At 62.3% G+C, this 22,270-nt stretch carries 19 protein-coding genes and 1 pseudogene; 9 read left to right on the top strand and 11 right to left on the bottom strand.

All coding sequences use genetic code 11. From position 1 onward, the window contains the following. The first annotated feature begins 74 nt into the window (after positions 1 to 74). On the top strand, positions 75 to 1,325 hold the full coding sequence (locus ACSAMP_RS05165) for a glycoside hydrolase family 3 N-terminal domain-containing protein (protein ID WP_457799746.1): 1,251 nt from the start codon (positions 75 to 77) through the stop codon (positions 1,323 to 1,325). Positions 1,326 to 1,443: 118 nt separating this feature from the next. Here ACSAMP_RS05165 and tnpA read toward each other — a convergent pair. The 5 genes and pseudogenes from tnpA to ACSAMP_RS05140 all read right to left on the bottom strand — a co-directional run bounded on the left by tnpA (position 1,444) and on the right by ACSAMP_RS05140 (position 8,630). Further along, a pseudogene (gene tnpA / locus ACSAMP_RS05160) lies at positions 1,444 to 1,905 on the bottom strand (IS200/IS605 family transposase). 182 nt (positions 1,906 to 2,087) lie between these two features. Then, positions 2,088 to 3,482, bottom strand: coding sequence for an asparagine--tRNA ligase (gene asnS, locus ACSAMP_RS05155; protein ID WP_457799745.1), 1,395 nt, complete (start codon positions 3,480 to 3,482; stop codon positions 2,088 to 2,090). Positions 3,483 to 3,674: 192 nt separating this feature from the next. Continuing rightward, entirely contained in the window at positions 3,675 to 5,294 is a 1,620-nt protein-coding gene (locus ACSAMP_RS05150) for an ABC transporter ATP-binding protein (RefSeq protein ID WP_457799744.1), read from the bottom strand. Positions 5,295 to 5,297: 3 nt separating this feature from the next. Next, a complete protein-coding gene (locus tag ACSAMP_RS05145) occupies positions 5,298 to 7,127 on the bottom strand; it encodes an ABC transporter permease (RefSeq protein WP_457799743.1) in 1,830 nt (609 codons plus the stop codon). A 120-nt stretch (positions 7,128 to 7,247) separates the two neighbouring features. Next, on the bottom strand, positions 7,248 to 8,630 hold the full coding sequence (locus ACSAMP_RS05140) for a hypothetical protein (RefSeq protein WP_457799742.1): 1,383 nt from the start codon (positions 8,628 to 8,630) through the stop codon (positions 7,248 to 7,250). A gap of 210 nt (positions 8,631 to 8,840) precedes the next feature. Between ACSAMP_RS05140 and ACSAMP_RS05135 the strand changes: the two genes are divergently transcribed. The 5 genes from ACSAMP_RS05135 to ACSAMP_RS05115 all read left to right on the top strand — a co-directional run bounded on the left by ACSAMP_RS05135 (position 8,841) and on the right by ACSAMP_RS05115 (position 13,697). After that, positions 8,841 to 9,875, top strand: a complete 1,035-nt coding sequence (locus ACSAMP_RS05135; RefSeq protein WP_457799741.1) for an ABC transporter substrate-binding protein — start codon at positions 8,841 to 8,843, stop codon at positions 9,873 to 9,875. Next, entirely contained in the window at positions 9,872 to 11,584 is a 1,713-nt protein-coding gene (locus tag ACSAMP_RS05130) for a cache domain-containing sensor histidine kinase (RefSeq protein ID WP_457799740.1), read from the top strand. The genes ACSAMP_RS05135 and ACSAMP_RS05130 overlap by 4 nt, the downstream gene beginning before the upstream one ends. Next, positions 11,578 to 12,339, top strand: coding sequence for a response regulator transcription factor (locus tag ACSAMP_RS05125; RefSeq protein ID WP_457799739.1), 762 nt, complete (start codon positions 11,578 to 11,580; stop codon positions 12,337 to 12,339). Before ACSAMP_RS05130 ends, ACSAMP_RS05125 begins: the two co-directional genes overlap by 7 nt. A gap of 37 nt (positions 12,340 to 12,376) precedes the next feature. After that, the gene (locus tag ACSAMP_RS05120; RefSeq protein ID WP_457799738.1) at positions 12,377 to 13,147 is read left to right on the top strand and encodes an HAD family hydrolase; all 771 of its coding nucleotides are present in this window, start codon (positions 12,377 to 12,379) and stop codon (positions 13,145 to 13,147) included. 91 nt (positions 13,148 to 13,238) lie between these two features. After that, complete coding sequence (locus ACSAMP_RS05115) at positions 13,239 to 13,697, top strand: helix-turn-helix domain-containing protein (RefSeq protein WP_457799737.1); 459 nt, start codon at positions 13,239 to 13,241, stop codon at positions 13,695 to 13,697. Positions 13,698 to 13,788: 91 nt separating this feature from the next. On the opposite strand, the gene ACSAMP_RS05110 is transcribed toward ACSAMP_RS05115, so the two are convergent. The 3 genes from ACSAMP_RS05110 to ACSAMP_RS05100 all read right to left on the bottom strand — a co-directional run bounded on the left by ACSAMP_RS05110 (position 13,789) and on the right by ACSAMP_RS05100 (position 16,156). Then, entirely contained in the window at positions 13,789 to 14,265 is a 477-nt protein-coding gene (locus tag ACSAMP_RS05110) for a pyridoxamine 5'-phosphate oxidase family protein (protein WP_457799736.1), read from the bottom strand. Between the two features lie 134 nt (positions 14,266 to 14,399). Further along, positions 14,400 to 14,834 carry a CBS domain-containing protein gene (locus ACSAMP_RS05105; protein ID WP_441796747.1) on the bottom strand — a complete coding sequence of 145 codons (435 nt, stop codon included), beginning with the start codon at positions 14,832 to 14,834 and terminating at the stop codon, positions 14,400 to 14,402. 71 nt (positions 14,835 to 14,905) lie between these two features. After that, positions 14,906 to 16,156 (bottom strand): M16 family metallopeptidase, encoded by a 1,251-nt coding sequence (locus tag ACSAMP_RS05100; RefSeq protein WP_441796748.1) that lies wholly within the window; start codon positions 16,154 to 16,156, stop codon positions 14,906 to 14,908. A 165-nt stretch (positions 16,157 to 16,321) separates the two neighbouring features. Here ACSAMP_RS05100 and ACSAMP_RS05095 point away from each other — a divergent pair, with 165 nt between their 5' ends. Beyond that, positions 16,322 to 17,044: a peptidoglycan DD-metalloendopeptidase family protein gene (locus ACSAMP_RS05095; protein ID WP_457799735.1), complete on the top strand. Its 723-nt coding sequence runs from the start codon at positions 16,322 to 16,324 to the stop codon at positions 17,042 to 17,044. Between the two features lie 57 nt (positions 17,045 to 17,101). Here ACSAMP_RS05095 and ACSAMP_RS05090 read toward each other — a convergent pair whose 3' ends face one another. Continuing rightward, positions 17,102 to 17,497, bottom strand: a complete 396-nt coding sequence (locus ACSAMP_RS05090; RefSeq protein ID WP_441796750.1) for a hypothetical protein — start codon at positions 17,495 to 17,497, stop codon at positions 17,102 to 17,104. A gap of 218 nt (positions 17,498 to 17,715) precedes the next feature. Between ACSAMP_RS05090 and ACSAMP_RS05085 the strand changes: the two genes are divergently transcribed. Together ACSAMP_RS05085 and rny are read left to right on the top strand one after the other, a co-directional pair. After that, the gene (locus tag ACSAMP_RS05085; protein WP_441796805.1) at positions 17,716 to 18,198 is read left to right on the top strand and encodes a deoxycytidylate deaminase; all 483 of its coding nucleotides are present in this window, start codon (positions 17,716 to 17,718) and stop codon (positions 18,196 to 18,198) included. A gap of 303 nt (positions 18,199 to 18,501) precedes the next feature. Then, on the top strand, positions 18,502 to 20,049 hold the full coding sequence (gene rny / locus ACSAMP_RS05080) for a ribonuclease Y (protein ID WP_457799734.1): 1,548 nt from the start codon (positions 18,502 to 18,504) through the stop codon (positions 20,047 to 20,049). Between the two features lie 59 nt (positions 20,050 to 20,108). On the opposite strand, the gene lepA is transcribed toward rny, so the two are convergent. After that, on the bottom strand, positions 20,109 to 21,917 hold the full coding sequence (gene lepA, locus ACSAMP_RS05075) for a translation elongation factor 4 (RefSeq protein WP_457799733.1): 1,809 nt from the start codon (positions 21,915 to 21,917) through the stop codon (positions 20,109 to 20,111). A 76-nt stretch (positions 21,918 to 21,993) separates the two neighbouring features. Continuing rightward, entirely contained in the window at positions 21,994 to 22,188 is a 195-nt protein-coding gene (locus ACSAMP_RS05070) for a hypothetical protein (protein WP_457799732.1), read from the bottom strand. Positions 22,189 to 22,270 lie beyond the last annotated feature (82 nt).

The following is a 22,270-nucleotide window of genomic DNA, read 5'->3' as shown; positions in this document are numbered from 1 at the left end:
GGGCGCGTAGGGGCCGCTGTCCCCAGCGGCCCGCCGACACGGCCCATAAATACTGCATTCAGGAGGAACCACACATGAAACAGTGGATAAACCGCAGCCTTGCCGCCCTGCTCGCCCTGTCTCTCCTGGCCGGTTGTTCCCAGACGGCTCCGGGAGACGCAAGCTCTGTACCCCAGCAGGAGACGTCAGCTTCAGAAGCAGAGCCGACGATACCCGAACCGCCCCAGCCGGAACCGGAGCCTCCCACTGAGACGGACGCGGTCTCGCTTCTCTTGCAGAATATGACCCTCCGAGAAAAAGTGGGACAGCTGTTCCTCGTCCGCCCAGACGCATTGGACTTATCCCAGACCGAGGACCAGATCGAGGACCCCGCCGGGGCTGGCGTGACCGAATTGTCCGGCGCCATGGCGGATACGCTGGCCCAGTACCCCGTGGGCGGGCTTGTCCTGTTCGGAAAGAATATCGCATCGCCCGAACAGACCACCAATTTTATCCGCGATATGCAAGCTGCCAGCGGCACGCCCCTTTTTATAGCGGTGGATGAGGAGGGCGGCCTGGTCGCCCGGCTTGCCAACGACCCCGCCTTTGCGGTCCGGCAGTATCAAAGCGCGGCCTCCGTGGGGGAGAGCGGCGACCTCGCGGCGGCCATGGACATGGGTGCGACCATCGGCGCGTATCTGCGTCAATATGGATTCAATCTGGACTTCGCCCCGGTGGCCGACGTGAACTCCAATCCGAAGAATACCGTGATCGGGACCCGGGCCTTTTCATCGGACGCCGACGTCGCCGCAGGTATGGCAAAGGCCATGGCGGAGGGGCTGAAGCAGGAGCAGATCATCCCCACCTTCAAGCATTTCCCCGGACACGGAGACACCGCAGAAGACAGCCACGTGGGCATCGCGGTGAGCTACAAGACAAAGGCGGAGATGGAGGCCTGCGAATGGCTCCCCTATGCGTCGCTCACCGCCCAGGATTGCGTGATGGTCGGGCACATCGCGGCCCCCGCGATCACAGGCGATCTGACGCCCGCGTCTATGTCGGGGGAGATCGTCGGCGGCATTTTAAGGCAGCAACTGAACTTTCCGGGGGTGGTGATCACCGACTCCCTGGAGATGGGCGCGATCACCCAGGAATATTCCCCGGCGGAAGCCGCCGTGACGGCCATAGAGGCGGGCTGTGACATCCTCCTGTGCCCCGAGGACCTTCAGGCGGCCTTTGAAGCGGTGATGAACGCCGCCGAAAACGGGACCATCAGCCAAGCCTGCATCGATGAGAGCGTCTCCCGCATCCTGCTGCTGAAGCAGAGCTATGGGCTGCTGAAATAAATCCCAGTAATAAATATCCCCCGGCAAAGCCGGGGGTATTTCATATGCGGGCAAAGCCCTTTGTTCCTCGCATAACGCGTTAACGCGTAAGTACGGTCTGCCAGCCGCGTCAGGCTTGTTACTTGCGACCCGTAAACGGGCTGCTTCCGCCTATCGTCAGCTGCTCACCCATCTCGTCTTCCTTCAGCTGATTCTTAATGTACTCTTTGATTCGGTTCGCATTCTTCCCTGCCGTGTCCACATAGTACCCACGGCACCAAAATTCACGGCTCCGATACTTGTACTTCAATTCTCCGAACTGCTCGTACAACATCGTACTGCTCTTCCCTTTCAAGTATCCCATAAAGCTCGACACCGAATACTTCGGCGGAATCTCTACCAGCATATGCACATGGTCCGGGCACACTTCTGCCTCTATGATCTTCACATGCTTCCACTCACACAGCTGCCGCAGAATCTTTCCCACCGCCAGCCGCTTTTCTTTTTAAAATACCTTTCTCCTATATTTCGGGGCAAATACTATGTGATACTTGCAGTTCCACTTCGTATGCGATAAACTGTTTATGTCATTCAGTCCCATCCTGAATGTCCTCCTTTTGCTTTCGATTGCAGTTGGCAGACCGCAATCTTACTTTAGCAAAAGGAGTTTTTTCGTCTACTCTCCGCTTAAGCTTTTTGGAACCACTCGCCTAGCGAGTGGTTTTCGGGCTACAAAAAAACGGAGCCGATCCCGGCTCCGTTTTTTTACGTCTTTATTTGATGTTAGAACTCCGCGTTGCCCACCGTTCTGGGGTGCAGCTCCACGTCGCGGATGTTGCCGATGCCGGTGAGGTACATGACCATGCGCTCGAAGCCCAGGCCATAGCCGGCGTGGCGGCAGGAGCCGTACCGCCGCAGGTCGCAGTAGTACTTATAGTCCTCGGGGTTCATGCCCAGCTCCTTGATGCGCGCCTCCAGCACGTCCAGCCGCTCCTCACGCTGAGAGCCGCCGATGATCTCGCCGATGCCGGGGACCAGGCAGTCGGCGGCGGCCACCGTCTTGCCGTCCTCGTTCTGGCGCATATAGAAGGCCTTGATCTCCTTGGGATAGTCGGTGACGAACACAGGCTTTTTGAACACCTGCTCGGTGAGATAGCGCTCGTGCTCGGTCTGCAGGTCGCTGCCCCACTCCACCGGATAGTCAAACTGGTCGTTGACCTTCTTCAGGATCTCCACCGCCTCGGTGTAGCTCACCCGGCCAAAGTCAGAGGAGGCCACGTGCTCCAGGCGCTCCTTCAGGCCCTTGTCCACAAAGGAGTTGAAGAAGTTCATCTCGTCGGGGCAGCGCTCCATGACATAGCGGATGATATACTTGATCATGGCCTCGGCGGTGTCCATATAGTCGTTCAGGTCGGCAAAGGCCATCTCAGGCTCCACCATCCAGAACTCGGCGGCGTGGCGGGCAGTGTTGGAGTTCTCTGCCCGGAACGTGGGGCCAAAGGTGTACACATTGCCAAAGGCCATGGCGAAGTTCTCGGCGTTCAGCTGGCCGGACACGGTCAGGCTGGCCTTTTTGCCGAAGAAGTCCTGGCTGTAGTCCACCTGGCCGTCCTCCGTCTTGGGCACGTTGGCCAGGTCCAGGGTGGTCACCTGGAACATCTCCCCCGCGCCCTCGCAGTCAGAGGCGGTGATGATGGGGGTGTTCACATAGACAAAACCCCGGTCCTGGAAGAAGCAGTGGATGGCGTGGGCGGCCACCGAGCGCACCCGGAACGCCGCGGAGAACAGGTTGGTGCGGGGGCGCAGGTGCTGGATGGTGCGCAGGAATTCCACACTGTGGCGCTTCTTCTGAAGGGGATAGTCGGGGGCGGAGGGGCCCTCCACGGCGATGGAGGCGGCCTTCACCTCCAGGGGCTGCTTGGCCTGGGGGGTGAGGACCACGGTGCCCGTGACGATCAGGGCCGCACCCACGTTCTGCCCGGCGATTTCCTTATAGTTGTCCAGGGTGTTGGCGTCCATGACCACCTGAAGATTTTTAAAGCAGGAGCCGTCGTTCAGCTCGATAAACCCAAAGGTCTTCATATCCCGGATGGTGCGGGCCCAGCCGCAGACGGTGATGGTCTGGCCGCTGAGCGCCTCCTGGTCGGCGAACAGGGCGGCAATGGCAGTGCGTTCCATAAAAATGATCCTCTCTGTATATAAAGTTTAATTGAAAACAAATTGGCCTGGCCGGAAGACGGCCAGATGAATCTATTATAATGATTTTTTCCACATTTACAAGGGTCACGGGGGATTTTATCCCGGCCCGGCGCGAAAAAAGCGCGGCTCCCGCAGGTCAGGGAGCCGCGCTTTTGCACAAAGAGGGAAAAATCAGAAGCTCAGGGAGCCAAAGGCGATGCAGCACCCGCTCTTGCGGTCAAAGAGCATGATGTTGTCCCCGGAGATGGACAGGGGAACCTTGGCCCCGATGGTGAACAGGGAGCTGCCGAAGATCACGCCGGTGAGCAGGAAGTCGCCCACCCGGACCTTGATGGTGGACTCCATGCCGGTGGGCATGGCGCCGTAGATCTCGCCCTCCAGGGCGCTGGAGTCGGCGATGTCCAAAAACTCGGGCCGGATGCCCAGCACCAGGTCGGCGTCGGTGAGGACGGGCTCCTCCTGGAGGGAGTCGTCCTCCTCCACCACCTTGGCGATGTGATAGCGGAAGGTCTCGTCCTTGTTGCTCTTCTCCACATAGGACTTCTGGGCGGCCTTCTTCTGGTGCTCGGCCTCCTGGCGGGCGATGTCCTCGTTCCGGGCTTTGAACCAGTCGGGCAGACTGACGGGGCTGGCGGGGCGGAACACGGCCCTGCGGCCCCCCAGCAGGGTGAGGGGGATGGTGCCGTCGGGGTCCTGGGCGCCGGTGGCCTCCACAAAGTTGATGGAGGGGTTGCCCACAAAGTCGGCCACGAACAGGTTGTTGGGCTTGTTATACACGGTGAGGGGGGCGTCGTACTGCTGGAGCACGCCGTTGTTGATGAGGCAGATCTGGGTGGCCAGGGTCATGGCCTCCATCTGGTCGTGGGTGACGTAGACGAAGGTGGAGCCCGTCTCCACGTGGAGGCGCTGAAGCTCATAGCGCATCTCCAGGCGGAGCTTGGCGTCCAGGTTGGACAGAGGCTCATCCATGAACAGCACGGAGGGCTCCGGGGCCAGGGTGCGGGCGATGGCCACCCGCTGCTGCTGGCCGCCGGACAGCTCGGCGGGATAGCGGTCCATGAACATGCCGATCTTCACGATGCGAGAGACCCGGCGCACGGACAGGTCGATCTCCTCCTTCGTCAGCTTGCGCTTTTCCACCACGGGCTGGCCGTTCTGCACCACCCGGAACTGGTCATCCAGGGTCTGGTTCTTCTGGGCGGCGGCCACCTTGCCCTCTAACGCGGCGATGTCGGCGGCGGGGTCCTTGCCCGACTCCAGGTGATAGCCAAAGAGCTTTTTGGCCGTGTAGATGGAGATGGTAAAGGCGTCGATCAGCTTGATATAGGCCTTCTTCTCGTCGATCTTGCCGTTCTTGTCCCGGCAGTCCTCTAAAATCTTCACCACCTCGCCGGGGTTCTTCAGGATCTGGGCCAGGCGGGCGGCGTTTTTCGCCTCAAAGTCGATCTTGGGCAGGTTGTCCTTCACGTTGCTCAGACCAAAGGCGATGTTGTCATACACCGTCATGTTGGGCCACAGGGCATAGTTCTGGAACAGAAAGCCCACTTTCCGCTTGTTGGGCGGGACGTTGATGCCCAGGTCAGAGTCAAAGACCACCTGGTCGCCGATGGTGATGCGCCCGCTGGTGGGGGTCTCCAGCCCGGCGATCATGCGCAGGGTGGTGGTCTTGCCGCAGCCGGAGGGGCCCAGCAGGGTGACGAAGGAGTTATTCTCGATGACCAGGTCCAGGTCGTCCACGGCATAGAACTTGCCCCAGCGCTTGGTCACGTGCTCTAATTTGATTTCAGGCATGATTTAACCTCCAATTCCCTTGTCCAGACTGGCCCCTGTCACCTTGTTGACCAGGGTATTGCAGACCAGAATGGTGATGATCAAAATCAGGTTGATGCCGCTGGAGAAGGCGTACAGGCCCATCTCGTCGAAGTAATCCAGGGTGGTGGACAGGATGAAGCCCTGGACGCACAGCAGCATGAACAGGGACAGCTCTCTCAGACAGGTCATGAAGGGGAGGAGATATCCGCTGATGATAGAGGACTTTTGAATGGGGATGATGATGCGGGTCATGCGCTTGATCCAGGGGATGTCCTGGATGATGGCGGCCTCTTCGATCTCGCCGGAGAGCTGAAGCATAGAGTTCAGCGAGCTGCGGCTGGCGAAGGGGATGTATTTGATGGTGCCCACGATAATCAGGATGGTATAGGTGTTGAACAGATTCACATGTTCGTTGGAGAACAAAATGAAGAAGGCCACACCCACGGCGATGGAGGGCATCAGATATGGCAGAAAGGCCACACTGTTGACATAGTTTGCCCATTTACTTCGCCTGTTTTTGGACACGGCATAGCCGATGAGGGTGCCGATGGTGCCCGCCAGCAGGGCGCAGCACACGCTGACCCAGATGGTCCCCCGGAAGGCGTGCCAGATGGTCTCGTTATGCAGGATGCCCTTCTGGCCGTACATGCCGTTTTCGGTGACGTTCTCGCTGGTGACCCACCACTTGGTGGTGAGATTTTTGGTGTCCCCGGTGTACAGGAAGGAGTAATCCCCGGGGTTGGGCAGGAAGGTCTCAAAGGCGAAGGAGACAATGGGGAAGATGCTGGTGAAGAAGGTGACCACCACCAGGATAAGGGCGATGACATAGCGCCCCACCCGGCCCAGGTTGATCTTGGAGATCTGGCCGGACTTGCCGGTGACGGTGGTGTAGTTTTTGCGGGATTGCAGGCTGAGCTGGTTGAGCAGCATGATGGCCACGCCGAAGATCATCATGATGATGGCCAGGATGCTGGCCTCGCCGGTGTACTTGGAGTTCATGGACACATACTTGGTGGCCAGGGTGGTCAGGCCCAGGTAGTGGGGCACGGGGTAGGAGCCCATGGCGCTGCCGAACACCAGCAGGATGGTGGACAAAATGGCGGGCTTGACCATGGGCAGGGTGACCCGGCACATGATCTTCCACTTGGGGGTGTCCAGAATGGTGGCCGCCTCCTCCAGGTTAGCGTCCATGTTGCGGAAGATGCCGCCGATGAGGATATAGGCGAAGGGGGCATAGTGCAGTCCCAGCACCACCACGCTGGGGAACAGGCCCTTGCACCACCAGATGGGCATGGTGATGCCGGCGGTGGCGGCCAGCAGACCGTTGGACGTGCCGGTGACGGCGTTGGAGTTGAACAGGTTCTGCCACACCACGGCCAGGGTCCACTGGGGCATGATATAGGGGAAGATGAAGATGGAGCTTAAATACTTTCGCCAGGCCAGATTGGTCCGGGTGATGAGAAAGGCGAACAGGCCGCCGAACAGGATGGACACCACACAGGTGCCCACCGCCAGCCACACCGTGTTCAGCAGGGGGTTCCACAGGTTGGACCGGGCCATGGAGCTGGTGAACAGGTCGATGTAGTTCACGGCGGTGTAGCCGCTGGACTGGCCGGTGAGATAGGCGTCTATGGTCCCGGCGTGGATCTTGAACGTATCCTCCACAATGGCGATGATGGGGGCGACGGTGGTGACCGTGAGGACCAGGCCCATCAGCAGGAGGATCACGTTATGGGGTTTGGAAAAAAAGGTCTTCACCTTGTTCAGGCGAATGGCGGACCGGGAGGCCCGGGGGGTAGTTGTCTGATCCATGGAATCTCTCCTTCATGTTACCGGAAAAGCGCCCTTGGAGGCGGGGCAAGCCGGGCTCCAAGGGCGCTTGTTCATGCGGTGCTCAGGGCCGGTCAACAGCGCCCGATGGGAAAAGGGAGCTTAGCTGGCGCTGTACTTTGTGAGCATCTCCACCCAGCTGCCCACGGTAAAGGCAACAGAGGCGCAATACTCGGGGTCCTCCAGGACCAGCTTGCCGTCGGTGGTCCACCACTCATAGCCCCGGTCATTCTTGGCGGGGAACTGCACGGTCACGCCGTCCTCGGCCATGCCGCCGGTCTGGTGGTGATAGGTCTCCTCGTTCTCAGCCATGACGGCGGGGTTGGAGGAGTAGCCGCCCATGTCCTTGCCCCAGGCGGAGAAGCCGTCCTCGGTGCAGGTCATATAGGCGATGAAGGCGCAGGCGGTCCAGGGCAGGGGGCTGTTGTCGGTGACGAACAGGTAGTGGCAGTAGCCGTAGCCGCCGATGCCCTGATAGCCGTCGTCATAGGCGGCCACGTTCACGTTGTTCACGGAGACGGAGGAGGACTCCTCCACGCTGCGCAGCTTGGAATACACCAGCAGGCCGAACTGGTCGGTGGCGGACTTGTCCACCAGGGTGTTGCAGATGGGGCCGTCGTCGGTCTGCTCGTTATAGCTCTCCACCCACAGCTTGATCCAGGCCAGGGAATACTTGGCGTCGGCGCCCAGGCCCAGGTCGGCGGCCTCAGACTCCATGGCGTCGATGGTGGGCTGGAAATAGGCCTGCTCGTCGGCGGACAGGGCCTCAAAGGCCTCCTTCAGCCAGGCGGCATAGTCGTCGCGGGTCAGCATGTACAAAAAGTTCTTGCCCACGATCTCAGAGTCGATGTCCATGAACAGGCCGTGCTCGCCCTCGGCCACAAAGTCCCAGCAGTTGTCATAGGTCTTGCTGCCGGTGTTGTTGTACATAAACACCTTGTTCAGGGTCTGAAGGGGCAGGAAGCCGTCGTAATCGGCGGCGGTGGTGTTGTTGGCCTCGGCCCACTCCTTGGGGATGAAGGTGTCCAGCACGCCGGGCTGCACCATCTTCGACTCGATCTGGTTGCCGTCCTGGATCAGGGTCATGGCAAAGGTGCCGGTATCCTTCAGGGAATCGGCGGTCAGCTGGTCGAAGATCTTGTTGTTCTTGGGCTGCTGCCACTCAAACTCCATGTTATAGCTGGGGTCGATGGACTGCAAATACTCGATGAACAGGGGCAGGGCGCTCTTGCCGCGGCTGGAGTTGCCCACGCCATAGAACATCTTGCCGTTAGACTCCTCAATGGCTTTCTTGGCAAGCTCCTCCATGGTCATGCCCTGGGCCTCCTGAATGATCTGCTGGGTGGGGGTCAGGTCGCCGGACTTGCTGGAGCTGCCGCCGGCGCTGCCGGAGCCATTTCCGGCGCTGTTCCCGCCGCAGGATACCAGAGCCAGGCTCAGGGAAGCGGCCAGGACCAGAGAGATCAATCGTTTCAGCTGTTTCATGTTTTGTCCTCCTTTAAACAATTTCCATAAAAACGAAACGCCAGATAGCATTTCTTACAGCACTTTTATTATATGGGAGACAGAAACGAAAAAACAGGGGACAAATCTGCGCTTTCTTTGAAACGGCTGATATCTATGGTGAAAATGATGACAAATTTCGGGGCAGCTGTGTTATAATTAGTGGGATTTTAAAAGAAATGGGGGATGACCATGGGACTTGCGCGTCGGCTGGCGGCTTTGGGCACAGCCCTGGCCCTGTGCCTTGGACTGACCGCCTGTTCCCGGCAGGAGCAGACGGAGAGCGATTTTGCCCCGGAGGAGGCCGAGCGCTTAGTCATCTATACCTCTCACAAGGCGGAGGTGTGGCGGCCCATCGTCCGGGAGTTTGAAGAGCGCACCGGCATCTGGGTCACCGTGGAGACCGGCGGCAGCAGCGAGCTGTTAGAGCGCATCGACCAGGAGCAGGACGCCCCCCGGGCCGATGTGATGTTCGGCGGCGGCGTGGAGGGCCTGGCGGCCTATGCCCACTGCTTCACCCCCTATACCGCCCGGGATGCGGACAAGATCGACCCCCGCTTTGCCCGGGCGGACGGCCTGTGGACCCCCTTCTCCACCCTGCCGGTGGTGCTCCTCTATAACAACAAGCTGCTGTCCTCCTCCCGGGTGACGGGGTGGCGGGACCTGCTCTCCCCCGCCTTTCGGGGGCACATCGCCTTTGCCGACCCAGAGATCTCCGGCTCCTGCTTCACCAGTCTGGTGACCATGGCCGCCGCCCTGGGGGGCGACTGGCAGGAGGACGTCCGGGCCTTTGCGGAAAATCTGGACGGGCGGCAGCTGGACAGCTCCGGCGCCGTGCTGGACGAGGTGGCCGACGGCGGGGCCTGGCTGGGGGTGGCCCTGGAGGAGACCGCCCTGAAATATGTCTCCGACGGGGCGGACGTCTCCCTGGTCTATCCCAAGGAGGGCACCAGCGCCGTGCCCGACGCCAGCGCCCTGGTGAAGGGCGCGCCCCATGAAGATAACGCCAAAAAATTTTTGGACTTTACCATCAGTCAGGATGTGCAGCAGCTGCTGGGGGAGCGGTTCTACCGCCGCCCGGTGCGGTCTGACGTGTCTGGGGACGAGAGCCTGCCCGATCTGGCGGGCATCCGCCTGGTGGACTATGACGTGGACTGGGCCAGCAAAAACCGGGAGGGCATCCTGATGACCTGGGCCTTCTATCTGGACGGGGAGGGAGCGGCATGAAGAAGATCTGGTCCGGCTCCTTCCGGCGGCGGCTGTTCTGGGCCTTTCTGGCGGCGGCCATGATCCCCCTGCTGCTGTGCGCCGGGTCCCTGCTGCAAATTTTCCGCCTGCGCCTGACTGACGCCGCCCGCACCGAGGCCCAGGCCCATCTGAACAGCGCCCTGTACGCCGTGGAGTCGGCCTACGACGGCTTTGACCGGGCGGCGGAGCACCTGGCGGGGGACGACGTGGTCATGGCGGCCCTGGCCGGGGGGCAGGCAGACAGCGCCCAGGTGTATAACAGCCTGTTTCAGGCGGTGCGGGAGGTGCGCAGCTATGCCCGCTTCGACCTGTACGACCGCCAGGGCCGCTGGCGCTACTCCACCCAGGCCCTCCCCTCCCAGCGGGCTATCCCGGTGAACTGGGGGGTGCTGCGGGCGGCCCGTCAGGCGGGCAGCCTGCGCTTTGTGGCCTGCGAGGACGTGAACGCCCAGGGGGAGCCATTGCTCCAGGGGGCGGCCCCCCTCTATGGCCCAGAGGGCGGCCTGGACGGCTATCTGGTGGTCAGCCTGTATCAAAGCGGCCTGCGCCAATTGGTGGCGGGGAAATACGGGGTGCAGAACAGTCTGCTGGTGGTGGACCGGTTCTGGCAGCCGGTATACTGCGACCAGCCCTCTCAGGCCGCCGCCCGGGCCGAGGGCCTGCGGCAGCATCTGCTGGCGGGGGGCAGCCTGGAGATGGCGGAGGAGGACTTTATCTGCACCGCCGCCCAGCAGCCGGACACGGGGCTCTATCTGGTCCTCCAGCGGCCCCAGGTGTTCAACCGGAACACCCTGGACCTGCTCTACACCGTCAGCCTGGGCTGCGCGGCCCTGGGGCTGCTCATCTGTGTGGGCCTGAGCTGGAAGCTCAGCCGCCAGATGTTCCGGCCCATCCAGCGGCTCCACTCGGCCATCCAGGCGGTGGGACAGAACGACCTGAACGTGCGGGTCCAGCTGGACCAGGATGACGAGCTGGGGGAGCTGGCAAAGCGCTTCGACGGCATGGTGGCCGCCCTGAAGCTCAACCAGGCCCAGCTGGTGGAAAATCAGCGGGAGCTGAACCAGGCCCAGATCAGGATGCTCCAGGCCCAATTAAATCCCCACTTCCTGTGCAACACCCTGGACACCATGAAGTGGATCAGCAAAATAAACCAGGTGCCACAAGTTGCCGTGATGTCCACGGACCTGGCCGACATCCTGCGCTTTTGCATCTCCCCGGATGAGTTCGTCCCCCTGCGGCGGGAGGGGGAGATCTTGCAGCGGTATATGGAGATACAGCGCATCCGCATGTCCGGGGCCATCTCCTTCCGCCTGGACCTGCCGGAGGAACTGGCCGACTGCCTGACCCCCAAGATGATCTTGCAGCCTTTGGTGGAAAACGCCGTGCTCCACGGCGTGGACGGGGCGGAGCACGGGGAGATCTGGGTCCGGGCCCGGGAGCAGGACGGCAAGCTGCAAATTCAGGTGCTGGACAATGGCCGGGGCCTGCCAACGGAGCTGCTGGGACCCTACGCCCGCCGGGACCGGGAGCTGTCCCGGGGACATTTGGGGCTGTACAACGTGGACACCATTCTGATAAAATACTACGGTGAGGGCTTTGGCCTGTATCTGGAGAACCGAACGGACGGGCCGGGGGCTGTGGTCACGGCCACCCTGCCCATACGAAGGGAGGAGAAGGCGCAGTGCTGAAGGTGCTGGTGGTAGAGGACGAGGAGATGATCCGCAAAGGCATCGTGCTGGCCGTGGACTGGGCCGCCCTGGACTGCGTGGTGGTGGGCGAGGCGGCCAACGGCGTCCAGGCATTAGAGGCCGTGGAGCGCTATGACCCCAGCCTGATCATCACCGACCTGAAAATGCCCGTCATGGACGGGCTGGAGATGCTGCGCCAGCTGCGGGAGCGGGGCAACAACGCCTTCGTCATCATCCTCACGGCCTACGACAGCTTTGCCTATGCCCAGACCGCCCTGCGCCTGGGGGCGGTGGACTTTTTGCTCAAGCCCTTCCACGACGGGGAGCTGGAGCAGGCCGTCACCCGCCTGAAGCAGCGCATGGACCGGGCCGGTCAGGGGGGAGAAAAGGGTCCCGCTCCCCTGCCATTGCCCGAGCTGAAAAAGGGGGACAAGAGCAAATACGTCCTGGAGGCCATGGCCTACATCGGCGAACACTATCACGAGCCAAACATCGGCGTGGCCGCCATCGCCCAGCATCTTGGCATCAGCGAGGGGCACTTGAGCCACACCTTCAAGAAGGAGACCGACTATACCCTGCTGAACTATCTCACCCGATATCGCATCCACCGGGCCATGGAGCTGCTGCGGGACTGCCGGTTGAAGGTATACGAGGTGGCCGAGCAGGTGGGCTATCGGGACATCGCCTATTTTTCCGCCACGTTCAAAAAGTTGGTGGGCATGAGCCCGTCGGAATATCAGGACGTGAGCCATTAAAGCAACTACATGAGCCATATCCAAGGAGGAACGACATATGATCCGGCTGATCGCCAGTGACATAGACGGGACGCTGCTGCACAATGGGGCGGCGGAGATCGACCCGGTGATCTTTGAAGAGATCCACCGCCTGAAGCAGAAGGGCATTCTGTTCTGCCCCGCCAGCGGGCGGCAATACCACAGCCTGCGGCGGCTGTTCGCCCCGGCGGCGGACGAGCTGACCTATCTGTGCGAAAACGGGGCGGTGCTCTTCGGCCCGGGCAACCCCGGCCAGCTGCTGGGCAAGACGGTGATGGAGCGGGAACGCGCCCTGGCCCTGGCCCACCAGATCATGGACATCCCGGCGTGCGAGGTGCTCATCTCCGGGGTGAACACCAGCTATCTGTGCCCCAAAAAGAGGGACGTGGTGGACCACATCCGCTATTTTGTGGGCAATAATCTGGCCATCCTCCCCACGGTGGAGGACATGCCGGAGGACATCGTAAAGGTCTCCGCCTACTGCCCCCAGGGGGCGGTGGAGGTCCAGCCCGTGCTGGGCCCCAAGTGGGAGAACACCTTCCACCACGCCATCGCCGGGGAGGCCTGGCTGGACTTTAACCTGGCCAACAAGGGCACCGGCCTGCGGCAGCTGTGCAAAGCCCTGGACGTAAAGCCGGAGGAGGTCATGGCCTTTGGGGACAACTTCAACGACCTGCCCATGCTGGAGGCCGCCGGCTGCCCCTTTATCATGGACAACGCCGCCCCTGAGCTGCGGGCAAAATTTCCCAACCACTGCCGCAGAGTGGAGGACGTATTGCGGACGCTGTAAGAGGCAAACAACGCGGGCGGCCACAGGCCGCCCGCCGTCGGCGAAACGCTTTGTAATATCAACAACTCAACCATCCAAGGAGGAATTCATCATGATAACCATGGCACAGCGCATTGAGGAACTGCGCACGGAGAAGGGGCTCAGCCGCCCCGCTCTGTCTGCCGCACTGGGCTTTCCCAAGACGGCGGCGGAGAAATTCGAGACCGGCCGGGCCACCCCCACGGCCGAGCAGCAGAAGAAAATGGCCGACTTTTTCGGCGTCTCCCTGTTCTATCTGAAGGGGGAGAGCAACGATAAGACCCGCCAGGAGACCTGGATGGACGGAGACTTCGTGGATGACGACGAGCCTGTCCGCCCCGCCCCCAAGCGGGCCGTGCGCATCGCGCCCCAGCCCAAGAGCGGCGGGGACCAGGGCACCGTCTTCGGCTCTCTGCTGCGCACCCCCGCCTTCCAGGACATGGTGCGGGAGACGGTGCTGGAGGTGCTCCGCTCCCCCGAGGGGCAGGAGCTGCTGTCCCGCACCGTGCGCCGGGAGCTGGACCGGCGATAACGAAGCATGATCTGACCGGCAAAAGAAACGATAAACCACAAAAGCACAGCCCGCGCCGCTTGAGATCTAAGCTGCGCGGGCTGTATGTTCTTTACCGGCGGTAATATTTCCCCGTGATATGCTCCGCTGTGATCTTCACCACTGCGGTGCCTCTCACTCTGGCCTCTGGCAGGCCCTTCTCCACCAGCTGGGGCGTATACTTCTGGACGATGGCCATTAAGGCCCTTTCTTTTTCCACCAGGTCGGTGAGCAGCGCCGCCGTTCCCTGGATGACCACGCTGGTATAGGCCGTGTCCGTAAAGCAGGGCCGCTCCTCCAGGTCCATCAGCAGCTGGTGCAGCTCATACACCGTAAAGCACACCTTGGGGTCCGCCCGTATGTAATCCAGCTTCTGCCCCGCGGGCAGACCGTGGAAATAGACGGCCCCGTCCACATAGACAAAGTGGACCGGAACGCAATAGGGCACGCCGTCCGGCCCCACGGTGGCCACGGTCCCGGCCTGGCTCTCCGCCAAAAACTTTTGGATCTCCTCCAGGGACAGAGGATAGTCCCGCATCCGGTGCTGCATGTCCCTTCCCTCCATTCAAACTTCGCACCACGTTAGTGCGTGAAACTGATGCAGTCAGTATACCACAGCCGCCGCCTCCCCCGCAACCAAAATCGGACCGGAGCAGGGTCTCTCCCCCGCCCCGGTCCCGTAGCTTATTTGCCACCCCACACGATGTTCTCCGAGATCTCGCTGAGGGCCTGGGCGGCTTCCATGTCATAGCGGTGGCTGCGGGCCAGGTCGGCCAAGGACAGCATCCCCACCAGGCGGCCCTCCTCCACCACGGGCAGGCGGCGCACCTGCTGCCTTGACATGAGCTGGGCGGCCTGGCGGCAGTCGGCGTGGGGAGAGACGGCGGCGCAGCTGCGGGTCATGATGTCCCGCACCATGGTCTGAGCCGGGTCGTCCTCCGCCGCCACGCACCGCAGCACGATGTCCCGGTCCGTCACCATCCCCCGCAGCCGTCCGTCCCCGGCGCACACGGGCAGGGCCCCCAGATTGTGGCGGCTGAGCAGCCGGGCGGCCAGGGCGGCGGTGGCCGTGGGCTCCACCCACACCACGCCCGGGTTCATCAGCTCCTTCACTTCCATAAAAAATCACCCCTCCGGCTTGAAGTTTTCTGTCTTCAGTGTGCCCGGAGGGGCGCTTGTTTATTCTCTTCTCACCGGCCCAGCCAGGCGGAGTAGTCGGCGGCGGCCTTCACCCGGCCCACAGCGGACAGGGAGGCCCGGTCCATCTGGAAGATCTCCTGGGCCAGCTCCCGCAGCTGCTGCCGGGTGACGGCGTCGTATTGAGCGAGCAGCTCGTCCGTCTCCCGCACCTTGCCATACAGCAGGGCAGAGGCCCCAAGCTGGCTCATGCGGCTCTGGATGGACTCGGCGCCCATGAGCAGGTTGGCCTTGGCCTGCTCCCGCACCCGGTCCAGCTCCTCCTGGGTGGGGCCGTGGTCGGCCAGGTCGCACACCAGGGCCCGCATGGCGTCCAGGGCCTGGCCCTCCTGCTCCCGGTTCAGGGCGGCGTATACGCCGAGAAAGCCCGCGTCGGCGTGGTCAGATACATAGGAGTACACGGTGTAGCACAGGCCCCGTTTCTCCCGCAGCTCCTGGAACAGGCGGGAGGAGCAGCCCCCGCCCAGCAGGGCGTTGAGCAGCAGCAGCTGGGGCCGCCGCTCATCCAGATAGGTGAGGGAGGGGAAGGCCAGGATCAGGTGGTTCTGTTCGATGGCCTTCTTCCGGGCGGTGACGGCGGGGCGATAAGCCGCGGGCTTGGTCTGGGCCACGGGGCCGGGTTCCAGCTGGGCCAGGCAGTCGCGCAGGCGGTCCACCTGCTGTGGCGTAAAGCTGCCCGCCAGGGCGGCCACCAGAGCGCCGGGGCGGTAGTGCTCCCGCTGCCACTGGGCCAGCCACTCCCCCGTCATGGGGGCCAGGGTGGCCTGGGTGCCCAGAATGGGCCGGGCCAGGGGGCTGCCCTTGTATACGGCGGCGGCCAGCCGCTCAGACACCAGGTCCTCCGGGCTGTCCTCATACATGCCGATCTCCTCCAGCACCACGCCCCGCTCCGTCTCCACGTCCTCCTGGGCAAAGCGGGAGTGGAACAGCATGTCAGACAGGATGTCCAGGCTGATGTCCAGGTGCTTGTCCAGGCTGCGGGCATAGAAGCAGGTGTGCTCCTTGGTGGTATAGGCGTTCACCTGGCCGCCGATGGCGTCCATATCCCGGGCCAGCTGGGCGGTGGACCGCCGCTGGGTGCCCTTGAAGAGCATGTGCTCGATGAAGTGGGCCGCGCCGTTCTCCCGGGGAGCCTCGTGGCGGGAGCCCACCCCCACAAAAAAGCCCAGCGCGGCGGAGCGGGCCCCGGGGACCTCCTCCGTGAGCAGCCGCGCACCGTTGGGCAGAGTGATCTGCTGATACATGATAAAAAACCTCCAATGGGGCCATCACAGGCCCGTCCAGGTCAGCATAGCACAAATATTTCTCCCCGTCCAGAACGGGCCAGCCTCCCGGCAGTGAAAAAGTTTTCCACGGGGTATATTCTGGCCCAGAAAGGGACATGCTTTCACCACGGAGGTGGTTTTCCCGTGAAAAAACGAAGCAGACTGGAACAGCTGGGCGACTTTGTGCTGGGGAAGGGCTTTTACATCGTCCTTTTGCTGTGCGTCGCCACCATCGGCGTCTCCGGCTATGCCCTGGTCCACAACTTCACCGCCAAACCGGCGGCGTCCTCCCCGGCGGGGGGGAGCGCGTCGGTGGTGCTCCCCGACCTGCCCCAGGTGCCGGAGGAGCCTACCCCGGTGGCGCAGCAGGAGACCCCGGCCAAGCAGGCCGACCCGGCTCCCGCGCCCGCTACCGGCTCAGACGACCCCCAGCCCGCCGTCCGGGGACAGGAGCCGGTGGTGTATACCCGCCCGGTGAAGGGGGAGGTGCTGCGGCCCTTCAGCGTGGAGACGCTGACCCTGGACCCCACCCTGGGCGACTGGCGCACCCACGGCGGAGTTGACCTGGCCGCCGCCGTGGGGACGGAGGTGCTGGCCATGGGGCCTGGCACAGTGGCCGAGGTCAGCCAGGACGGCCTGATGGGCGCCACGGTGGTGGTGGACCAGGGGGACGGCCTGCGCACGACCTATGCCAACCTGGCCGCCAAGCCCACGGTGAAGGAGGGGGACACGGTGCGCACCGGGGACATTCTGGGCGCGGTGGGGGACACGGCCATCGCCGAGAGCGGCCTGGCCCCCCACCTGCACCTGGAGACCCGCATGGACGGCCAGCCCGTGGACCCCATGAGCTATCTGGACCAGGCATAAGAAAAGACCGCTGCATGGACGAACGAGCGTCCGCGCAGCGGTCTTTTTGTGTGATCTTCAGCTGTTTTCCTGAAAGCTGGCTCCGCAGCCCCGGCAGGTGACGGTGATCTTGCCCTTGCCCCGGGGCACCCGCAGCATCTGGCCGCAGTTGGGGCATTTGAAATAGCGGTGCTCCTTGTCCCGGCGGATGGTGCGGCGCAGCCGCATCCAGCGCACGGCGGGGTCGATAAGACGCAGGAACTTGGCGTTCTCCTCCCGGCGGCGGGTCAGATTCCGGGACAGGGTGCGAAACAGCGCCGTGATGATCAGCACCACCGTCAGCCAGTACAGGGGCACAAAGCGGGTGGCGGCAAACAGCAGATAGAGCGCCAGATACAGCACGACCAAAAACAGGTTCAGCTGGTCGTTTCCATATCGGCCATACATAAATCGCCGGATGGCGTTTCGGATCATAAAAAGGGCCCCCTCTAGTGAAGAGCGGCAGGCGAGACACGCCTGCCGAATGACTAAAATAATGATAGCGCGTTGGCCGGGATGCGTCAAGGAGACATTCGTAAACAAAATGTAAATTCACCCCCGTCTCCCCGTTGCGTCCGGGGAAAAGATGGGCTATACTGGTCTAAATCAAAAAAATCCACTCCGGGAAGGGGTATTTTTCCATGATAAAGCGAATGGACCGCATCGACAAAGAGAATTACTATCTGGACATCGCCGAAACGGTGCTGGAGCGCTCCACCTGCCTGCGCCGGTGCTATGGGGCCATCATCGTCAAAAACGACGAGATCGTCTCCACTGGCTATAACGGCGCGCCCCGTGGCCGGAAAAACTGCATGGACCTGGGCTATTGCGCCCGGGAGGCCATGAACGTCCCCTCCGGCCAGCGGTATGAGCTGTGCCGCTCCGTCCACGCGGAGATGAACGCCATCATCTCCGCCGCCCGGCGGGACACCCTGGGCTCCACCCTCTATCTGGCCGGGCGGGAGGCCAAGGACGGCAGTCTCCTCCACGACGCCACCTCCTGCTCCATGTGCCGCCGGGTCATCATCAACGCGGGCATCACCCGGGTGGTCATCCGCAACACCCAGCGGGAATACTCCGTGGTCCAGGTGGAGGACTGGATACGGGAGGACGACTCCCTGCCCCAGCAGGTTTGAGAAAACGGGCCTTTGTTTTGAAATGCAGAACGAACCGGGCGGTTTTTTGGAGAAAATCGCCCGGTTTTTTCCGTTCCGGCGGCGGGTTTGCCCGGGAATTGTCCTTGACAGAAATGCCCTGTGCCCTTAAAATATATGTTAGGACAAAAGATGAAAAACCTGGGGATGTTTTTCAGCGGCCGCAAGGGCGCACCGTCGCTTGCGGCTCATTTTTATGTACAAGCCCCGTGGGGGATGTTGTCCACACACGGGCGCTGGGGCGGTCCGCCCCAGCTAAATTTTTCTGGAGGTGTAAATAACGCGATGTTTCCCTATCTTATCGGAGCGATCATCGGTATCGTGATCGGTCTGGCGGTGGGGGTCCCTGTTGGCATCCAGCAGCGGAAGAAGTCTGCCGAGCGCGAGATCGGCTCGGCAGAGGACGAGGCCAAGCGCATCATCAACGAGGCGTATAAAAGCGCCGAAAGCAAAAAGCGCGAGGCCATGGTGGAAGCAAAGGAGGAGATCCTCAAGGCCCGGAACGAGCACGAGCGCGAGGTAAAGGAGCGCCGGGCCGACCTGCAGCGCCAGGAGCACCGCCTTCAGCAGAAGGAAGAGACCCTGGACCGCAAGACCGACAATATCGAGAAAAAAGAAGAACAGCTCACCGCCCGCCTGGCCAAACTGGAGACCACCCAGGCCGAGGCCGAGCAGGCCAAGCAGAACCAGCTGGAGATGCTGGAGCGTATCTCCGGCTTTACCGCGGAAGAGGCCAAGAGCTATCTGCTCAAGCAGCTGGAGCAGGACGTGACCCATGAGTCCGCCATGAAGATCAAAGAGATCGAGGCCCGCTTTAAGGACGAGGCGGACACCAAGGCCCGTGAGATCATCTCCCTGGCCATCCAGCGCTATGCCGCCGACCACGTGGCCGAGGCCACCGTGTCTGTGGTCCCCCTGCCCAACGACGAGATGAAGGGCCGGATCATCGGCCGGGAGGGCCGGAACATCCGCACCCTGGAGACGCTCACCGGCGTGGATCTCATCATCGACGACACGCCCGAGGCCATCACCGTCTCCTGCTTCGACCCCGTCCGCCGGGAGATCGCCCGGCTGGCCCTGGAGAAGCTCATTCTGGACGGCCGCATCCACCCCGCCCGCATCGAGGAGATGGTGGAGAAGGCCAAGCGCGAGGTGGATGCCGTCATCAAGTCCGAGGGCGAGCGCGCCATCTTCGAGACCAACGTCCACGGCCTGCACCCGGAGCTGGTCAAGCTGCTGGGCCGCATGCGCTACCGCACCAGCTATGGCCAGAACGTGCTCAACCACTCCATCGAGGTCTCCCACATCGCCGGGCTGCTGGCCGCCGAGATCGGCGCCAATGTGGCCGAGGCCAAGCGGGCCGGCCTGCTCCACGACCTGGGCAAGTCGGTGGACCACGAAGTGGAGGGCTCCCACGTCCAGATCGGCGTGGAGCTGGCCCGGAAGTATCACGAGAGCGAGAACATCATCCACGCCATCCAGGCCCACCACAACGATGTGGAGCCCCGGACCATCGTCGCCTGCCTGGTCCAGGCCGCCGACGCCATCTCCGCTGCCCGCCCCGGCGCCCGGCGTGAGAACGTGGAGAACTATATCAAGCGGCTGGAGATGCTGGAGGAGATCACCTCCTCCTTCCCCGGCGTGGAGAAATCTTTCGCCATCCAGGCCGGCCGCGAGGTGCGCATCATGGTCAAGCCCGAGGTCATCAGCGAGGACCAGATGGTCCTGCTGGCCCGGGACATCGCCAAGAAGATCGAGGACGAGCTGGAATACCCCGGCCAGATCAAGGTCCACCTTCTCCGCGAGACCAAGGCCATCGAATACGCCAAGTAATATATACAAAAAAGATTCCCGGATGCTTCCCCAGCATCCGGGAATTTTTGTGCCTATCTTTACTCCTCGTCCAGTTTCAGCACGGCCATGAATGCCTCGGTGGGCAGCTGGACGGAGCCCAGGGAGCGCATTTTCTTTTTGCCCTCTTTTTGCTTCTCCAGCAGCTTCTTCTTCCGGCTGATGTCGCCGCCGTAGCACTTGGCCAGCACGTCCTTGCGCATGGCCTTCACCGTCTCACGGGCGATGACCTTGCCGCCGATGGCGGCCTGGACGGGCACCTCGAACAGCTGGCGGGGGATGTTCTCCTTCAGCTTTTCGCAGATGCGCCGGGCCCGGGCATAGGCCTTGTCCTTGTGGACGATGAAGGACAGGGCGTCCACCTGCTCCCCGTTGAGCAGCAGGTCCACCTTCACCAGCTGACTGGGCTGATAGCCCTCCAGCTCATAGTCCAGACTGGCATAGCCCTTGGTGCGGGCCTTCAGGGCGTCGAAGAAGTCATAGATGATCTCTCCGATGGGCATGGAGTAGTGCAGCTCCACCAGGTTGGTGTCCAGATACTGCATGTCTTTAAAGATGCCCCGGCGGTCCTGACACATGGGCATGATGTTGCCCACATAGTCGGGGGGCGCGATGATGGTCACCTTGGCAAAGGGCTCCCGTGCCTCGGAAATGGAGCCGGGGTCGGGGTAGTTGTGGGGGTTGTCCACCCGTACCACCTCGCCGTCGGTCTTGGTCACCTCATAGATGACGGAGGGCAGGGTGGTCACCAGGTCCAGGTCAAACTCCCGCTCCAGCCGCTCCTGGATGATCTCCATGTGGAGCATCCCCAAAAAGCCGCACCGGAAGCCAAAGCCCAGGGCCACGGAGGACTCAGGCTCGAAGGACAGGGAGGCGTCGTTCAGCTGCAATTTCTCCAGGGCGTCCCGCAGGTCGGGGTATTTGCTGCCGTCCTCGGTGTAGATGCCACAATAGACCATGGCCTGGGCGGGGCGATAGCCGGGCAGGGGCTGGGCCGCCGGGGTCTCCACGCCGGTGATGGTGTCGCCCACCCGGGTGTCCTTCACGTTTTTGATGGAGGCGGTGAACCAGCCAACTTCCCCGGCGGTGAGCTGGCCGGAGGACTCCATCCCTAAGGGCCGGAGATAGCCGCAGTCCAGCACCTGATACTCCGCGCCGGAGGCCATCATCTTCACGTTCATGCCCTTTTTGATGGTGCCGTTCATCACCCGGAAATAGACGATGACGCCCTGATAGGGGTCATATTGGCTGTCGAAGATCAGGGCCTCCAGCGGGGCGCTGGGGTCCCCCTCCGGGGCGGGGATGTTCTGCACGATGTCCTCCAGCACGGCGGGGATGTTGATGCCCTGCTTGGCGGAGATCTCCGGGGCGTCCTGGGCGGGCAGAGCCAGAATATTTTCGATCTCGTCCTTTACCCGCTTGGGGTCGGCGGCGGGCAGGTCGATCTTGTTCAGCACGGGCAGGATCTCCAGGTCGTGCTCCATGGCCAGATAGGTGTTGGCCAGGGTCTGGGCCTCGATGCCCTGGCTGGCGTCCACGATGAGCACCGCGCCCTCGCAGGCGGCCAGAGACCGGGACACCTCATAGTTAAAGTCCACGTGGCCCGGGGTGTCGATGAGGTTCAGGTGATAGGTCTCCCCGTCCTGGGCCTTATACTCCAGGCGGACGGCCCGGGCCTTGATGGTAATGCCCCGCTCCCGCTCCAGGTCCATGTTGTCCAGCAGCTGAGACTCCATCTGCCGCTGCTCCACGGCGTGGCACTGCTCGATCAGCCGGTCAGACAGGGTGGACTTGCCGTGGTCGATGTGGGCAATGATGCTGAAATTTCTGATCTTATCTCGTTCGGTCATAGATATCCTCCAGAAGTTGAAACAAATCCCGATCTCTCACCCCCAACGGGGGGAGAAACACAGCATATTTTGGCCGTTACTTTTTGCCGCTCTGACGGGGGGGCAGCAGGGCGGCCACCCGCTCTCCGGCGCTGTGGACCACCTGGAGCAGAGAGGGATACAGGGTGGGACAGCTCTTCACCAGGTCGTCGTTGGACATGGCGGGCATGGGGCCCTTCTCCTTCACCCGGGCGGCCAGGGCGTCCTCCAGCTCGGCCTGGGAGCACTTCATGTCCGCGTCGGCCAGTCCGGCGTGGAAGTGCTGGGGGAGACGGAGAAGAAGTCCGGGTTGTTGTCGGGGTTGGCCTGATACA

It is taken from the genome of Flintibacter sp. SJQ-8 (assembly GCF_054108085.1).
The sequence above is the reverse complement of the archived record's forward strand: the minus strand, read 5'-3'. Positions and strand labels throughout refer to the sequence as shown.

Excerpts from the sequence above, each read along its gene's own strand:
- ACSAMP_RS05085 (WP_441796805.1), top strand. The coding sequence starts at position 17,716 with ATGGACCGCATCGACAAAGAGAATTACTATCTGGACATCGCCGAAACG.
- ACSAMP_RS05070 (WP_457799732.1), bottom strand. The coding sequence starts at position 22,188 with ATGAAGTGCTCCCAGGCCGAGCTGGAGGACGCCCTGGCCGCCCGGGTG.
- ACSAMP_RS05120 (WP_457799738.1), top strand. The coding sequence starts at position 12,377 with ATGATCCGGCTGATCGCCAGTGACATAGACGGGACGCTGCTGCACAAT.
- ACSAMP_RS05165 (WP_457799746.1), top strand. The coding sequence starts at position 75 with ATGAAACAGTGGATAAACCGCAGCCTTGCCGCCCTGCTCGCCCTGTCT.
- ACSAMP_RS05105 (WP_441796747.1), bottom strand. The coding sequence starts at position 14,834 with ATGGAAGTGAAGGAGCTGATGAACCCGGGCGTGGTGTGGGTGGAGCCC.
- ACSAMP_RS05145 (WP_457799743.1), bottom strand. The coding sequence starts at position 7,127 with ATGGATCAGACAACTACCCCCCGGGCCTCCCGGTCCGCCATTCGCCTG.
- ACSAMP_RS05135 (WP_457799741.1), top strand. The coding sequence starts at position 8,841 with ATGGGACTTGCGCGTCGGCTGGCGGCTTTGGGCACAGCCCTGGCCCTG.
- ACSAMP_RS05150 (WP_457799744.1), bottom strand. The coding sequence starts at position 5,294 with ATGCCTGAAATCAAATTAGAGCACGTGACCAAGCGCTGGGGCAAGTTC.
- ACSAMP_RS05090 (WP_441796750.1), bottom strand. The coding sequence starts at position 17,497 with ATGATCCGAAACGCCATCCGGCGATTTATGTATGGCCGATATGGAAAC.
- ACSAMP_RS05100 (WP_441796748.1), bottom strand. The coding sequence starts at position 16,156 with ATGTATCAGCAGATCACTCTGCCCAACGGTGCGCGGCTGCTCACGGAG.
- ACSAMP_RS05115 (WP_457799737.1), top strand. The coding sequence starts at position 13,239 with ATGATAACCATGGCACAGCGCATTGAGGAACTGCGCACGGAGAAGGGG.
- lepA (WP_457799733.1), bottom strand. The coding sequence starts at position 21,917 with ATGACCGAACGAGATAAGATCAGAAATTTCAGCATCATTGCCCACATC.
- ACSAMP_RS05130 (WP_457799740.1), top strand. The coding sequence starts at position 9,872 with ATGAAGAAGATCTGGTCCGGCTCCTTCCGGCGGCGGCTGTTCTGGGCC.
- ACSAMP_RS05110 (WP_457799736.1), bottom strand. The coding sequence starts at position 14,265 with ATGCAGCACCGGATGCGGGACTATCCTCTGTCCCTGGAGGAGATCCAA.
- asnS (WP_457799745.1), bottom strand. The coding sequence starts at position 3,482 with ATGGAACGCACTGCCATTGCCGCCCTGTTCGCCGACCAGGAGGCGCTC.
- ACSAMP_RS05140 (WP_457799742.1), bottom strand. The coding sequence starts at position 8,630 with ATGAAACAGCTGAAACGATTGATCTCTCTGGTCCTGGCCGCTTCCCTG.
- rny (WP_457799734.1), top strand. The coding sequence starts at position 18,502 with ATGTTTCCCTATCTTATCGGAGCGATCATCGGTATCGTGATCGGTCTG.